Annotated in this window: 14 protein-coding genes and 1 riboswitch; of the genes, 11 read left to right on the plus strand and 3 right to left on the minus strand. The window is 72.1% G+C overall.

The features are described 5' to 3' along the window. Positions 1 to 63 precede the first annotated feature (63 nt). The 10 genes from eccCa to ABZ809_RS03795 all read left to right on the plus strand — a co-directional run bounded on the left by eccCa (position 64) and on the right by ABZ809_RS03795 (position 10,208). A complete protein-coding gene (eccCa, locus tag ABZ809_RS03750; RefSeq protein WP_357560852.1) occupies positions 64 to 4,026 on the plus strand; it encodes a type VII secretion protein EccCa in 3,963 nt (1,320 codons plus the stop codon). Positions 4,027 to 4,122: 96 nt separating this feature from the next. Then, entirely contained in the window at positions 4,123 to 4,548 is a 426-nt protein-coding gene (locus ABZ809_RS03755; RefSeq protein WP_357560853.1) for a YbaB/EbfC family nucleoid-associated protein, read from the plus strand. Between the two features lie 15 nt (positions 4,549 to 4,563). Next, positions 4,564 to 4,857 carry a hypothetical protein gene (locus tag ABZ809_RS03760; protein ID WP_357560854.1) on the plus strand — a complete coding sequence of 98 codons (294 nt, stop codon included), beginning with the start codon at positions 4,564 to 4,566 and terminating at the stop codon, positions 4,855 to 4,857. 31 nt (positions 4,858 to 4,888) lie between these two features. Beyond that, a complete protein-coding gene (locus ABZ809_RS03765; RefSeq protein WP_357560855.1) occupies positions 4,889 to 5,584 on the plus strand; it encodes a hypothetical protein in 696 nt (231 codons plus the stop codon). Positions 5,585 to 5,611: 27 nt separating this feature from the next. After that, positions 5,612 to 5,872, plus strand: a complete 261-nt coding sequence (locus ABZ809_RS03770; protein ID WP_357560856.1) for a hypothetical protein — start codon at positions 5,612 to 5,614, stop codon at positions 5,870 to 5,872. Between the two features lie 169 nt (positions 5,873 to 6,041). Continuing rightward, positions 6,042 to 6,350, plus strand: coding sequence for a WXG100 family type VII secretion target (locus ABZ809_RS03775; protein ID WP_357560857.1), 309 nt, complete (start codon positions 6,042 to 6,044; stop codon positions 6,348 to 6,350). A 28-nt stretch (positions 6,351 to 6,378) separates the two neighbouring features. Next, a complete protein-coding gene (locus tag ABZ809_RS03780; RefSeq protein WP_357560858.1) occupies positions 6,379 to 6,657 on the plus strand; it encodes a WXG100 family type VII secretion target in 279 nt (92 codons plus the stop codon). A gap of 82 nt (positions 6,658 to 6,739) precedes the next feature. Next, complete coding sequence (locus ABZ809_RS03785) at positions 6,740 to 8,299, plus strand: S8 family serine peptidase (RefSeq protein ID WP_357560859.1); 1,560 nt, start codon at positions 6,740 to 6,742, stop codon at positions 8,297 to 8,299. 33 nt (positions 8,300 to 8,332) lie between these two features. Then, on the plus strand, positions 8,333 to 8,905 hold the full coding sequence (locus ABZ809_RS03790) for a hypothetical protein (RefSeq protein WP_357560860.1): 573 nt from the start codon (positions 8,333 to 8,335) through the stop codon (positions 8,903 to 8,905). Positions 8,906 to 8,921: 16 nt separating this feature from the next. Further along, the gene (locus ABZ809_RS03795; protein ID WP_357560861.1) at positions 8,922 to 10,208 is read left to right on the plus strand and encodes a hypothetical protein; all 1,287 of its coding nucleotides are present in this window, start codon (positions 8,922 to 8,924) and stop codon (positions 10,206 to 10,208) included. A 153-nt stretch (positions 10,209 to 10,361) separates the two neighbouring features. Here the strand turns inward: ABZ809_RS03795 and mycP are convergent, their stop codons facing one another. Both mycP and ABZ809_RS03805 read right to left on the minus strand, forming a co-directional pair. Then, entirely contained in the window at positions 10,362 to 11,609 is a 1,248-nt protein-coding gene (gene mycP, locus ABZ809_RS03800) for a type VII secretion-associated serine protease mycosin (RefSeq protein ID WP_357560862.1), read from the minus strand. 61 nt (positions 11,610 to 11,670) lie between these two features. Beyond that, positions 11,671 to 12,006, minus strand: a complete 336-nt coding sequence (locus tag ABZ809_RS03805) for a MarR family winged helix-turn-helix transcriptional regulator (RefSeq protein WP_357560863.1) — start codon at positions 12,004 to 12,006, stop codon at positions 11,671 to 11,673. A 200-nt stretch (positions 12,007 to 12,206) separates the two neighbouring features. On the opposite strand from ABZ809_RS03805, the gene ABZ809_RS03810 reads away from it, so the two are divergent. Next, a complete protein-coding gene (locus tag ABZ809_RS03810) occupies positions 12,207 to 12,941 on the plus strand; it encodes a carbonic anhydrase (protein ID WP_357560864.1) in 735 nt (244 codons plus the stop codon). A 120-nt stretch (positions 12,942 to 13,061) separates the two neighbouring features. Here ABZ809_RS03810 and ABZ809_RS03815 read toward each other — a convergent pair whose 3' ends face one another. Beyond that, a complete protein-coding gene (locus tag ABZ809_RS03815) occupies positions 13,062 to 14,078 on the minus strand; it encodes a hypothetical protein (RefSeq protein ID WP_357560865.1) in 1,017 nt (338 codons plus the stop codon). A gap of 3 nt (positions 14,079 to 14,081) precedes the next feature. Then, positions 14,082 to 14,213: riboswitch (cyclic di-AMP (ydaO/yuaA leader) on the minus strand. Positions 14,214 to 14,366: the final 153 nt, after the last annotated feature.

Below are 14,366 nucleotides of genomic sequence, written 5' to 3' on the forward strand. Positions count from 1 at the left end.
CCCACCCGACGACTCCGGTCGCTCACCGAACTTCTACAGGGCCGCTTCTGGGAGGAGACAGCCGTGAGCACGGTGGTGTTCCGCAGGCTCCCGCGTCAACCGGGGCCCGCGCTGCCGCGAGGCGAGGTGCTGCTGGAGTCACCTCCGGAGCTGCCCGAGCCGACCCCACGCGGGATGGGGCAGCTGCTGATGATCCTGCCCATGGTCTGCGGCGTGGGCGCCATGGCGTTCCTCTACGCCGGCCGGGGCGGCGGCACGATGACCTACATCGCCGGTGGCCTCTTCGGCGTCTCGATGCTGGGCATGGCGCTCGGGTCGCTGAGCCACGGCAACAACGACAAGGCCGAGCTGAACGCCGACCGGCGCGACTACATGCGCTACCTGGCCCAGATGCGCAAGCGCACCCGGCGCGCCGCCGAGCAGCAGCGGGCGGCGATGGCCTGGCGGCACCCGGAGCCGGACGCGCTCTGGTCGATCGCCGCCTCCCGCCGGCTGTGGGAGCGGCGGATCACCGAGGACGACTTCGGCGAGACCCGGATCGCCACCGGCCCGCAGCGCCTCGCCGTGGAGATCGTCCCGCCGGAGACCAAGCCGGTCGAGGACCTGGAGCCGATGAGCGCCATCGCGCTGCGTCGCTTCGTCCGCGCCCACTCGACCGTGCCGGACCTGCCGACCGCGCTCTCGGTGCGCGCGTTCAGCCGGGTGGTGCTGCGCGGCGACCGGGAACCGGTGCTCGACCTGACCCGGGCCGCGCTGGGCCAGCTCGTCACCTTCCACGCCCCGGACGACATGGTCGTCGCGATCGTTGCCGCGCCGGACCGGCAGCCGTCCTGGGACTGGGTGAAGTGGCTGCCGCACAACCACCACACCGCCCGCAACGACGCGGCGGGCGCCCGCCGGATGGTCTTCGCCAGTCTCGCCGAGGCCGAGGAGGCGCTCGCCGGCGACCTGGCCGGCCGGCCCCGGTTCGCCCCGGAGGCGAAGCCGCTGACGACGGCGGCGCACCTTGTCGTGGTGATCGACGGCGGCGAGGTCTCGGCGACCTGCCAGCTCATGGGGCCGGGGCTGCTCGGTGCCACCGTGATCGACCTGTCCGGCACCGTGCCCCGCGACGCCGGCCGCTGGCTGCTCTGCCTCGACGTGGGCGACGGCAGCTCCCTGGACCTGGTCCGGGGCACGTCCACGTCCCGGCTCGGCCGGCCGGACCGGCTCACCGGGTCCGCCGCCGAGGGGCTGGCCCGGCAGATCGCCCCGTACCGGCTCTCCCAGCAGCAGACCACCTCCGACGAGCCGCTGGCGCGCAGCATGGAGCTGCCCGACCTGCTCGGCGTCGGGGACGCCGCGACCGTCGACGTGCAGCAGACCTGGCGCCCCCGCAGCCACCGCGACCGGCTGCGCATCCCGCTCGGTCTCGGGCCGGACGGCAACGTGGTGGAGCTGGACTTCAAGGAGTCCGCGCACGAGGGCATGGGCCCGCACGGTCTGGTGATCGGCGCGACCGGCTCCGGCAAGAGCGAGCTGCTGCGGACGATCGTCGGCGCGCTGGCCGTGACGCACTCCTCCGAGGATCTCAACTTCGTCCTTGTCGACTTCAAGGGTGGCGCCACCTTCGCCTCGCTGGACGCGCTGCCGCACACCAGCGCGGTGATCACCAACCTGGCCGACGAGCTGACGCTCGTCGACCGCATGAAGGACGCCCTGGCCGGCGAGATGAACCGCCGCCAGGAGGTGCTGCGGGCCGCCGGCAACTACGTCTCCCGCTACGACTACGAGAAGGCCCGGGCGGCCGGCGAGCCGCTGGACCCGATGCCCAGCCTGCTGATCATCTGTGACGAGTTCAGCGAACTGCTCGCCGCGAAGCCCGACTTCATTGACCTCTTCGTGATGATCGGCCGGCTCGGCCGGTCGCTCGGCGTGCACCTGCTGCTGGCCAGCCAGCGGCTGGAGGAGGGCAAGCTGCGCGGCCTGGACACCCACCTGTCGTACCGGATCGGTCTGCGCACCTTCTCGGCGGTGGAGAGCCGGATCGTGCTCGGCGTGCCGGACGCGTACGAGCTGCCCAGCGCCCCCGGCCACGGGTACCTGAAGACCGACACCAGCACCATGCTGCGGTTCCGGGCCGCGTACGTGTCCGGGCCCTACCGGGCGCCGGGCCAGGCCGCCGCGTCGTCGCGGGCGCTGGTGCAGCGCCGGATCGTCCGCTACGGGGTGGACTTCGTGCCGGTGCAGAACCCGACCCTGCCGGTGCCGGACGCGCCCGAGCCGGAGCAGCCCGCCGACGGCAAGGTCGTGGCGATGCTGGACGTGCTGATCGACCGGCTCAAGGGGCGGGGCCGCCCGGCGCACCAGGTCTGGCTGCCGCCGCTGGCCGAGCCGCCGGGCCTGGGCGAGCTGCTGCCGCCGTTGAGCGTCGACCCGAAGCACGGCCTCTGCACCGCCTCGTGGCGCGGTCGCGGGCGGCTCGCCGCTCCGGTGGGCATCGTCGACCGGCCGTACGAGCAGCGCCGTGACCCGATGCTGGTGGACCTCTCCGGCGCCGGCGGCAATGTGGTGATCGTCGGCGCCTCGCTCAGCGGCAAGAGCACGATGCTGCGCTCGATGCTCGCCTCGCTCGCGCTCACCCACACCCCGCGCGAGGTGCAGTTCTTCTGCCTCGACTTCGGCGGTGGCGCGCTGCGCAGCCTGGACGGGCTGCCGCACACGGCCGGCGTGGCCGGGCGGCGGGACACCGAGGCCGTGCGCCGTACGGTGGCCGAGGTGGTCGCCGTCATCGACGACCGGGAGAACCGGTTCGCCCAGCACGGCATCGACTCGGTGGCCAGCTACCGCCGGCGTCGGGCGGCCGGCGAGTTCGCCGACGACCCGTTCGGCGACGTCTTCCTCGTCGTCGACGGCTGGAACACCCTGCGCCAGGAGTACGAGGAGCTGGAGCAGACCATCACCAACCTGGCCAACCGTGGCCTGGGTTTCGGCGTGCACGTGGTGCTGACCGCCGTGCGGTGGGCGGAGATCCGGATCAACATGCGGGACCTGCTCGGCACGAAGCTGGAGCTGCGGCTCGGCGACCCCAACGAGTCGGAGATCGACCGGCGGGCGGCGGCGAACGTGCCCACCGGCTCGCCGGGGCGCGGCCTCACCCGCGACAAGCTGCACTTCCTGACCGCCATCTCGCGGATCGACGGCCGGCGCGACATCGACGACCTGACGGAGGCGTCCGTCGCACTGTCCCGGCACGTCGCGGAGGCCTGGCCCGGCCGGCCGGCCCCGAAGGTGCGGCTGCTGCCCCGCAAGCTGGCCGTCAGCGAGCTGGCCCGGGTCGTCGACCGGTCGGCGCCGGGCCTGCCGATCGGCGTCAACGAGTCAGCGCTGGCCCCGGTCTACCTCGACCTCGTCAACGAGCCGCACCTGACGGTCTTCGGCGACGCCGAGTGCGGCAAGACCAACGTGCTGCGGCTGATCGCCCGGGGCATCATGGAGCGCTACACGCCGGCGCAGGCCCGACTGGTCATCGCCGACTACCGGCGCGGTCTGCTCGGTGCGGTCGAGGGGGACCACCTCCTCGACTACGCGCCGTCGAACCAGGTCTTCGCGCAGGGGCTCGGGTCGATCCGCAGCGCATTGTCCAACCGGCTGCCCGGCCCGGAGGTCACCACCGCCCAGTTGCGCGACCGCAGCTGGTGGAAGGGGCCCGACCTCTACATCCTCGTCGACGACTACGACCTGGTCGCCTCGGGCGGAAACAACCCGCTCAGCGCGCTGCACGAGCTGCTGCCCCAGGCCCGCGACATCGGCCTGCACCTGATCATCACCCGGCGGGTGGGTGGCGTGGCCCGGGCGCTCTACGAGCCGGTCCTGCAACGCCTGCGCGAGCTGGACCAGCCCGGCCTGCTGATGTCCGGAAACCGGGAGGAGGGCGCGGTCTTCGGCACGTTGCGGCCGAGCCCGCAGCCGCCGGGCCGGGGCACGCTGGTGCGCCGGCGGGACGGCCAGCAGCTCATCCAGACCGCCTGGTCGGAGCCAGGCTGACAGGACCACCGCCGTCGGCGCGGCCTGCGGGGGGACCGCCCGGCGTGACGGCATCCGGTAGCCTGCGGCACGAGCGTCGCAGCCGACGAGAGGACCGTGTTGAGTACATCGTGGACGCCCGGCCCGGGAGCGGCGGCCGGTCTCGAGGGGATCCTGCGGCAGGCGCAGGAGCAGCAGCGCCGCCTGGAGACCTTCCAGCAGCAGCGCGCCGAGCTGCGGGTGACGGGGGAGAGCCCGGACGGCCTGGTCCAGGTCACGGTCGACGGCGACATGAAGGTCGGCGACATCCAGCTCGATCCCCGGGCCATGCGGCTGGACAGCTTCAGCCTGGTCGAGTCGCTCCAGGGCGCGATCGACGCCGCCTACGCCGCGCACGCCGAACGGCAGCGCGAGCTGGTGGAGGAGATGGTCGGCGGCACGGACCTGGTCCGGCGGGCCGAGGCGGGGAAGGTCACCCCGGAGGAGTGGTTCAAGCACTTCGGGGTGGACATCAACGACCCGCTGCGCCGGCTGCGCGGCTGACGAGGAGGCGAGCCAGTGGCGAACAAGGTCGATGTCGGCGCGATTGAGGGCGCCGCGAAGAAGCTGGCGGCCGAGGACGGCCCGAAGGCCTTCCTGCGGAACGCGAAGGAGAAGCTGGACCAGGTCAAGCTGTCCGGCATGTGCATGACGTTGTTGGGCATCGGCACGGTGAACAGGCACAATGCGGTCATCGACGAGCACGTCGACAACCTGACCACCGGCATCGAGCACCTGCAGAAGGCTGCCGACAACCTCAAGAAGACCGCAGCCAACTGGGAGAAGTCGGACCAGCCGTGGGTGGTCAAGTGACCCCGCGGGCGCGGAACGCAGGGAGGCTCTGATGACGGCACCCACGCCGCCGCCGGTTCCGGCGCAGCTGGCGCAACTCCGCACGTTGATCGCCGCGGCCCGGGCGAACTGGGTCTGGCTGGCCGGCAGCGCGGTCCTCCTCGCGGCCATCGTGCACCTTGAGTCCTTCGACAACGAAGAGATCGCCAAGGCCATCAAGAACTGGGACGAGGCGGCCAAGTACCTGGGCGGGGACCAGTTCGGCAAGGCGATGGAGAGCGTGCCGCCGTCCGCCGAGGAGTGGAACTTCGAGGACCGCGAGGCCTTCGACAAGTTCGTGCAGCAGCTCGGCCAGGAGGTCTCGGCCCTCGCCGCGGCGCTGACCACGAACAAGGACTCGTTGCAGGGCCTCATGGATCACTACAACGGCGTGATCGACTCCCTGAACCAGGTGCTGTGGACGGTCCTGATCGCGGTGATCGCGTCCGTGGCCATCCAGTACATCCCCGGGGGCCAGGCGGTGGCGCAGGCGATCGGGGTGGCGGGGCTGACCATCGCCATGGCGGTCATGGCGCTCGTCTTCACCGAGGTCGGGTCGGCGCTCTCCACCATCACGAGCTCGTTCCGGGGCGCCGAAGCGCACCAGTTCACCACCGAGTCCAAGCCGGGCTTCGCGACGGGGCCCGACCCCGACATCAAGGACATCAAGATCGACTGGGTGCAGGATTCGGGGTTCTACACGGCCTGAGCGGCCGAACGGAAGGTGGGCGGCACCGTGTGGCAGACAAAGGCGTTCGTGTACGCACTGGTCGCGATCCCGGTCTTCGTCGTGCTCGGGTTGGTCGCGCAGGTGACCCACTCGAAGCTGGCCCGGCGGTTGGCGGAGATCGTCCTGCTCAGTTGCCTGGCCGCGTTCGCGGCGGCTCTCGGCAGCCTGGCGGACGACGCGACGCAGTGGGTGCTGACATCGATCCTGGGCGTTCTGTTGCTGGTGGGCCTGGTGCTGCACGTCCGCTCGTACTTCCGTTCCTCGTGACAGGTACGGCCCGGTAAAGCGGGTTGTGGCGCCATGTGGGGCAGGGCTGCGCGGACTGGACAGCGTCCGCTACGGTCTTGACTGAGTGTCCGTCGGTGGGGTGTTCGCCTTGCCGCGGGGGAGGGACGCGGCAACTGCGCCGCCACAAGATGACGGAAGGGTGTGAAGCATGGCGTTCGAGGTCGAAGCAGGGACTCTACATACCGCCGCGAGTGACGTGCGCTCCACGCGCAGCGAGGTCGACGGCGAGCTGAAGAAGCTGTGGAACGTGGTCGACGACCTGGCCATCGCCTGGAAGGGGCAGGCGTCCACCGGTTTCCAGTCGCTGATGCAGCGCTGGAACGAGGACACGGGCAAGCTGCTGACGGCGATGGACAACATCGCCGACCTGCTCGACAAGTCGGGTACGACGCACCAGGTCAACGACGAAGAGCAGCAGCAGATGCTGGACAAGTTCCACTCTGCACTCAACCCGTGATCTGCCGACACGAGCAGGGGAGGAATTCATGAGCATCAAGGTTGATTACGCGGTTCTCGAGAGCAGCAACCAGCAGATGACTGCTATCTCGCGGACCATCGACGAGAAGCTCGACACGCTGCGGTCGATGCTGTCGAAGCTCCAGTGGGACGGTGAGGACCGTGCCGCCTACGAGCAGCACCAGGCGCAGTGGGACGCCGCCGTCCGGGACATCAACAAGATCCTGAACGACATCGGTGGCGCCGTGGGCATCGCCCGCGAGAACTACGTCAGCACCGAGATGAGCAACGCCAAGGCGTGGAACTGACACGATCGCCGACGCGGCTCCGGTCCGGTTCGACCGGGCCGGAGCCGCATCGCATTGTGCGCCGATAGCTCCCGGGAGAATCATGCGTGCGAGGAAGCCTTCGCGGCCGAAGCTCAGGCTGGCCGTCGCCGTGCTGGCGTTGGCCGTCGGCGCCGGCTCCGGTCCACTGGCCGCGCCGGCTCCGGCCCGCGCCGACACGGTGCGCGGCCTCCAGTGGTATCTCGACACGCTGAAGATTCCCGACGCCCACAAGATCACCAAGGGTAAGGGCGTCACCGTCGCCGTCATCGACACCGGCGTCAACGCGAACCTGCCCGACCTGCGCGGCCAGGTGCTGCCGGGCAAGGGAGTGGCGGCCGGCACGGCGGCTGACGGTCGCCGTGACGACGACACCAAGGCGGCCCACGGTTCGGCGATGGCGGGGATCATCGCGTCCCGGGGCGGGGGTGCCATGCGTCATCTGGGCATCGCCCCGGAAGCGAAGATCCTGCCTGTCGCGATGGGTAACTCCTTCGACTCGGGCGACCTCGCGTCCGGCATCCGCTGGGCGGCCGACGCCGGCGCGGGCGTGATCAGCATGTCCGTCGGAACGGGCACGGCGGCGACGCCCGAGGAGGTCGCGGCCGTCCGGTACGCCCTGGACAAGGACGTCGTGCTGGTCGCCTCCGCCGGTAACCGCAAGCAGAACGACCGCGTCGTCACCAGCCCCGCGAACATCCCCGGTGTCATCGCGGTGACCGGGCTGGCGAAGAACGGCAACTTCTTCGCGGAGAGCGTCACCGGCCGGGAGGCCGTGCTCGCCGCGCCGATGGAGAAGATCATCTCTCCCCGGTCCGCGTCGGTCTCGTCGAACGGCTACGGCATCGGCAGCGGCACGAGCGACGCCGCCGCCATCGTGTCCGGGGTGGCGGCGCTGGTCCGCGCGAAGCACCCGGATCTCGACGCGGCCAACGTGGTGAACCGGCTCGTCCGCACCGCCCGCGACAAGGGCCCGACCGGCCGTGACGCCCAGTACGGCTTCGGCGCGGTCGACCCGATCGCCGCGTTGACCCGGTCCGTGCCGGCGGTGGACAAGCACCCGCTGCTCGGCGCCGCGACCGGTGCCGATCCGTCGGCGGGCGCGGCGACGCCGTCGGCGGACGACGGGCCGGCGGTGTCGATCAGCATGAAGAAGGACAGCGGCGCGCTGGTCCAGGGGGCGCTCTGCCTCCTCGTGCCCATCGCGCTGGTGATCCTCGTGATCGTCCTGGTACGGCGGTCCCGGCGGAAGGTGACTGCCGGCCCGCCCGGATTCCCGCCGCCCGGCGGCCCGCAAACGGGCCCGCCCGGCTACCCGCCGCCCGGCGGCCCGCAGTTCGGTGCGCCCGGCTATCCGCAGTCCCCCGGTTACCCACCGGCCCCCCGGGGAGTGCCGGGGAACCCGCAGTTCGGCGTGCCCGGTTATCCGCCGCCCGGCGGAACGCCGCCGGGCACGCCCGCTCCGCCCCAGGCGGGACCCCCGCCCGGGTACGGCCCGACGCCCACCGGCGGACCCAGCCCGTACGGCGTGCCGCCAGCGCCCCAGGCCGGCGCCTGGCCGTCGCCCGGCGCCACGCCGACGGCACCCCCACCCCCGCCGGCACCCGGCGGACACCAGCAGTAAGCCAGATTGTCAGTCGGCGACGGGGAGGAACCGATGACGGACGAAACGCGCCCACGGGTGGACAGGACGGAGCAGCCGGAAGAGATCCGGGTGGACACTCCGTACATGCCCCTCAGCCCGGCGGTGCCCACGGTGCACATCAGCGGCATCACGATGGACAACGTCAACCGGGCGGAGACCCCCTCCGGCCTGGTGCCGGGGGCGAGCGAGAGCGGCGACAACACGGAGTGGGACGCGTCCAGCCTGGACAGCGCCATCGAGTGGCTCGAGTCGCACGCCTCCTTCCTGAACAAGCAGTCATACACGATGGTGGAAATCCAGGACAAGATGGGCGGCACGGCCGCGGCGAGTGGCATGAACGGTGTGGGCGGGGCGTCGAGCCCGCTGGGCGCCTTCGACCGGGCCGGTGACCTGGCCCGGAAGCACGGCAGTCTCTTCACCAGCACGCAGCAGAGCGTCCGTAAGCTCGCCGACGATCTCTACGCGGCAGCCAACGCTCTTCGTGAGGTCAAGGAGAACTACGAGACGGCCGAGAAGGCCAACGCCATGTCGGCCGCCGAGATGGAGCGCGCCTTCACTCAGGCCGCCAGCGGATCCAACGGCTGAACGGGAGGGTGACAGGATGCCTAGCTGGGAAGAGATGTGCCAGCAGATCGTCGTCGCGGGCAGGCCGGGCGACGTCACCAGCGCCGCCTTGGGCTGGGAGCAGCTGCTGAAGAACGTGACCGCCGTCAAGGACAGCCTGGAGAAGAACGTCACCGATCTCGGTGAGGTGTGGAAGGGCCCGGCGTACGAGTCCTTCAAGACCCACGTCAAGCAGATCGCCACGGACGCCGGCCGGGTCGTCGACGACGCCGAGAAGCACAACGGCATCGTCCAGTCGCTGAAGACCGCGGCGGACAAGCTGAGTGCCGCGCAGGCTGAGTTCCCCATCCCCGCGAGCTGCGTCAACGACGTGCTGGAGGCGCGCAACGGCCGGCTCGTGATCGACACCGGCCTGTTCGAGATGAAGGTCAAGCCCGACTTCCTGGGCCTTCTCGACCCGCTCACCTCGCTCGCCGACTGGCTCAACGACAAGTCCGGCGAAGCGGAGAAGGTCTACAACCAGGTCAGCGGCGAATACACCACGATCGACTCCGGCACGCCCGGCCAGACCACGCCCGGCACCACCAAGACCCCGGAGGTGGAGACGCCCGACCTGGGCGGTGGCCCCGGTGCCGGGCCCCTCGGCGGCGCGCCGAAGATGGGTGGGATGCCCAACACCGGCAGCCCCGATCTCGGCGGCCCGCCGTCGATCGGCAAGCCCGACATGCCCACCACGACCCCCATCGGGCCCGGTACCCACCCCGACCTCGACAACGGCGGCTACAACCCGGGCGACGGCTACAAGCCGCCGGGCACCGGCAGCCTCGCCGACGACTACGGCAGCGGCCTTGCTGGTGCCGGGCCCTCGACCGTTCCCGGCCTCGGCGGTGGCGGTGGCGGCGGCCTGCCGGGCACCTCGTCGCTCGGCGGCGGCGGGCTCGGCGGCGGTGGCGGCGGGCTGGGCGGGGGCATGATCCCCGGCGGCGGTTCGCTCGGCCGTCCCGTGAGCCCCAACATGGGCCCGATGATGGGCGGCGCCGGGGCCGGCGGTAACCGCGGTGGCGGCCGGGCCGGCAAGCTCGGCGCGGGCGGAATGGGCCCGATGATGGGTGGCGCCGGGGCCGGCGCGGGCGGTCGTGGCGGCGGGCGCGCGGGCGCTGCTGCCGGCGCGGGTGCCAAGGGCGCACGCGGCATCGGTGGCATGGCCGGCATGGGCGGTGGCGCCGGCTACGGCGAGGACGAGTCGGCTCGCAACACCTGGCTCGAGGAGGACGAAGACGTCTGGGGCGCGGACGGCGGCGGCACGCCCGGCATCCTGCGCTGACGACCTCGCCTGAGCGCCGTCCACCTCGTCGGTGGGCGGCGCTCAGCGCTGTTGCGACCCGGCCCGACGACTTGCGTCCGCGTGCCCGGGACAGGGGCCGGCGGGCCACGGCCGACCGGGCGGCGTGCGAATCGCCAGGCGCCGTGGCGGGCGTCAGCCCGCCGTGGCGGTGTCGGTGCCGGACGGGCGGCGACCCGGGCGCCAGCCCCGGCGCCGGCCGAGAAGCACGATCGGTTTGACGGAGAGCAGCAGGCCGGCGATGAGCGCGCCGACGGCGGCGGTCCAGAGCGCGACGGTCTGCTGCCAGGCCAGCGGGTCGGCCGTGGAGGGCGGTGGCGGCATCGCGCCGGCCGGCGGGTCGGTACGGGTGCCGAGCAGGCTCGTCACGGCCCGGTACGGGTTCACCACCCCGTAGCCGACCTCGGCGTTCTTTCCCTCGGGCGGGCTGTCCGCCGTCCGGATCAGCCGGTCGGCCACCTGCTCGGGGTCGAGGTCGGGATGGGCGGCCCGGACCAGCGCCGCCGCGCCCGAGACGTACGCGGCGGCGAAGCTGGTGCCACCCTGCGGCTCGGCTAGCCAGCCCTGCCCGCCGGGGGCCGGGCCGAGGATGTTCAGCCCGGGCGCCGCGATGTCGACGTAGTCCCCGACCACCGAGCTGCCCACGTGGCCGCCCTCCTGGTCCACCCCGGCGACCGCGATCACCCCGTCGTACGCGGCCGGGTAGGCGGCCAGGTCCCGCTGGTTCTCCTGCCGGTTCCCGGCGGCGGCCACCAGGACCACGCCCTTGTCGAGGGCGTAGCGGACGGCAGCTTCGAGATCCGACTGGTTCAGGGTCACCAGCGACAGGTTGATGACGTCGGCGCCGTTCTCCACCGACCAGCGGATCGCTGCGGCGATCTGCCCGGGCAGGCCCTCGTCGGAGGTGGCCTTGGTGTCGGGCAGTACGCGTACCGGAAGGATCCTGGCCTGCGGGGCGATGCCGCTGAACGACCCGGCTACCTCCTTGCCGGCGATGATGCCGGCGACGATCGTGCCGTGCCCGGCCAGGTCGCAGCGGCCCTGCTGTTGGGGCAGGCCGTTGAAGTCCCGGCCCTCGGCGACCTGCCCCCTCATCACGGGGTGGCTGGCCGAGACGCCGGAGTCGATGACGGCCACCGTGACCCCGGCGCCGCGGGAGATCCGCCAGGCCGCGGACGGTTCGAGTCGTTGCAGCGGCCACGGCGTCCCGGCGGGGGCGGGCGTGCCGGCGGGACCGCAGCGGGGAACTGCCGCCGAGGCGGGCGCCGGAGCGACGACGGTGGTGCCGAGCAGGAGGGCGGCCGCTCCACAGAGGACCGCGCGGGCGCCGCGCCCGGGTTGGCGGGCCGGCTCGGTCCCGCCCGGTCGGAAACTCTCGCGCACGCGGTGAGATTACCGCCGTGGACCGGGACGCCGCCCGCCGCACCTCGGCAGGCGGTGGCCGTCAGCCGTCCCCGGCTGGCGCCGGCGACTCCTCGGCGAACAGCGCGAGCAGGTCGCCGACCTGTCGGTCCGCCTCCGCCGGGTGCCGGAACCGCCCGGCCGGGTTGAGCGTGTACTCGTTGCGCCGCCCCACCCGGGTGCGTTGCAGGTAGCCCTCGGCCTCCAGGTCGGCGACGATCGCCTGGGCGGCCCGCTCGGTGACGCCCACCTCGTCGGCGACGTCCCGGAGCCGGGCGGTGGGGTTGCGGGCGATGGCGAGCAGCACGTGCCCGTGGTTGGTGAGGAACGTCCAGTTGCGGGTGCTCCCGTGCTCCCCTGTCGTCGCCATGCCCGCCATCGTATGGTGCGCGTTTCGGGCCCGCCGGGTGCCCTCGCGGGAAGCTTGGGTGGTCCGCTTGTGCGGGCCCGACCAACATATGAAATGCATATCACGCATCCCTTGACGTACCTTGCGCTGCGTGTGACGGTGGTGGCAGCCCGCGTCCAGGGTCGGCCCCGGGTGACCAGGTCGTGCACGTCAGGGAGCGAGGTGGCGGGATGAGCCGTCCCGGATCGCCAGGCACTCAACCGGGCCCGGAGCGGTCGCTCCCCGTGCCGGACACCAGCGGTGACCCGTTCGCCGTGCCCGTGACGCGTGAGCAGGCACTCGCCGAGCTGCACGCCGGGAACCGGCGGTTCGTCACCGGCGCCCCGCGCCATCCCAACCAGGACGCCGGTCACCGCGCGGCGGTCGCCGACGGGCAGCACCCCTTCGCCGTGATCGTCGGCTGTTCCGACTCCCGCCTCGCCGCCGAGATCATCTTCGACCGCGGCCTTGGCGACCTCTTCGTGGTCCGCACCGCCGGGCACACCATCGGCCCCGAGGTGCTGGGCAGCGTGGAGTACGCCGTGACGGTGCTGCGTACGCCGCTGGTGGTGGTGCTCGGGCACGACTCCTGCGGTGCCGTCCAGGCGGCGCGTGCGGCGGACGCGACCGGCAACCCGCCGGGCGGGCACCTGCGCGCCGTGGTGGAGGCCGTGGTGCCCAGCCTGCGCCGGGCCGCCGCCGAGGGGGTGGACGAGATCGACCGGATCGTCGACATCCACATCGCGTACACCGTCGAGGCGATGGTGGACAGCTCCGCCGTGCTCGCCGCCGAGGTGGCCGCCGGGCGGTGCGCGGTGGTCGGCATGTCGTACCGCCTGGCCGCCGGTGAGGTGCGGACGGTGGCCGGGGTGCCCGCTGACGCGGTCGACGTGGCCGAGCCGGCCGCCAGCGCCGCGCTCGCCTGACTCCATCCGTCGAACCCGGCCCCGCACGCTCCCCGGCCGGCCGCTCGCCTGGCGACGCCCCCCCACGACACAGCAGGGCCGCCCCGGACGGATCGGGGCGGCCCTGCTGTGTCGCAGAGGCTAGAGCAGTGACACGTGGACGTGGTCCGTGTGGTTCGACGGGCCGCTGTAGGAACTCCAGCCGGTCGTCGGGAACCAGATCTGCCGGTTCCAGATCACGTAGTAGATGCCGAGCCGGTCGGCGTTGCGGACCAGGAACGCGGTCAGGTTGTTGCCGTACATGTAGGTGTCGTCGTTGTGCCAGGGGGAGAAGCCGCTCCTCTGCAACGACCAGTCACAGGCCCGGCCCTTCGGATGTTCGTACGGCCCACCGGAGCGGTAGCAACCGACGAACCGGTTGAAGCCGGCCCGCTTGACCTCCTTGTACATGTGCAGCGTGCGTGCCGTGATGCAGCCGGAGGTGGTGGGGTCGTTCTCGGTGCAGCCCAGCGGCTTCCAGTCGCCGTCGGCGGTGCGCCCCGGGGCCATCCTGGCCACCGGCGAGGTGGCGACCACCTTGCCCTTGGTCAGCCCTCTGCCGCCCACCAGGGCCAGGGCCTTCTCCGCCTCGCGCTTGCCGCGGTTCAACTCGTTCGCGAGCTTCGCCTGCTCGCGGACCTCGGCGTCGAGCGCCAGCTTGGCCTGCTCGGCGCGGGTCTTGACCGCGTTCACCTCGGCGAGCTTCTTGGAGTTGACCATGTTCAGCTCGTCGAGGGCGGCGGCGCGCTGGACGAACGAGTCGGGGTCGGTGGTGCCCAGCAGCATCGACACCGCGCCGATCCGCCCGGTCCGGTAGGACTGGGCGGCGATCTGGCTCACCTGCGGGGCCAGCGCGTCCAGTTGGGCCTGCGACCGGTCGACCTCCAGGGCCAGTTCGAGCTGGCGCTTCTTCGACTTCGCCAGCTTCGCCTTGGCCTGCACGTACGACCGGGTCCGGGCCTCGATCAGGTCGTCGAGCAGCTTGGGCTCGTCGTCCCCGTGCCCCGAGGGTTTGGGTGGGGTGGGCGCCGCCACCGCCGGAAGGGGTCCGGCGAAGACCGCCAGGGCGGCGAACACGGCCACCACGGGCGTCAACCAGCGGCGTAGGGGTGCCGTCACAGTTTTCCCTTCCGTCGACCGCCGACCGGGTTAGCTGACGGGTTCGGGGCGGAAGTGGCCCCTACCGCTGTCGCGGATTCACCCCACGTGCCTGGGTCCCCGGCTCGCCTTGCGGCGATTGGGCGGTGGCACCGCAGGCGCCGCTGCGCGCCTTCGGCGGTGACCGGCAGCGAGATTACCCGAGAGGCCTTCCTGGGATCTACGTCCCTAAGCCGACTAAATGCGTCATTTCGTGACGGCGGAGGGTGACCAGTGACGCGTTTATCAGGATCGAAGTCCCGACCCGTC

This window comes from Micromonospora sp. NPDC047074, from assembly GCF_040643815.1.
GTDB lineage: Bacteria > Actinomycetota > Actinomycetes > Mycobacteriales > Micromonosporaceae > Micromonospora.

Coding starts and splice junctions, on each gene's coding strand:
- ABZ809_RS03765 (WP_357560855.1), top strand. CDS start 4,889: ATGACGGCACCCACGCCGCCGCCGGTTCCGGCGCAGCTGGCGCAACTC.
- ABZ809_RS03775 (WP_357560857.1), top strand. CDS start 6,042: ATGGCGTTCGAGGTCGAAGCAGGGACTCTACATACCGCCGCGAGTGAC.
- ABZ809_RS03780 (WP_357560858.1), top strand. CDS start 6,379: ATGAGCATCAAGGTTGATTACGCGGTTCTCGAGAGCAGCAACCAGCAG.
- ABZ809_RS03785 (WP_357560859.1), top strand. CDS start 6,740: ATGCGTGCGAGGAAGCCTTCGCGGCCGAAGCTCAGGCTGGCCGTCGCC.
- ABZ809_RS03790 (WP_357560860.1), top strand. CDS start 8,333: ATGACGGACGAAACGCGCCCACGGGTGGACAGGACGGAGCAGCCGGAA.
- ABZ809_RS03795 (WP_357560861.1), top strand. CDS start 8,922: ATGCCTAGCTGGGAAGAGATGTGCCAGCAGATCGTCGTCGCGGGCAGG.
- ABZ809_RS03805 (WP_357560863.1), bottom strand. CDS start 12,006: ATGGCGGGCATGGCGACGACAGGGGAGCACGGGAGCACCCGCAACTGG.
- ABZ809_RS03810 (WP_357560864.1), top strand. CDS start 12,207: ATGAGCCGTCCCGGATCGCCAGGCACTCAACCGGGCCCGGAGCGGTCG.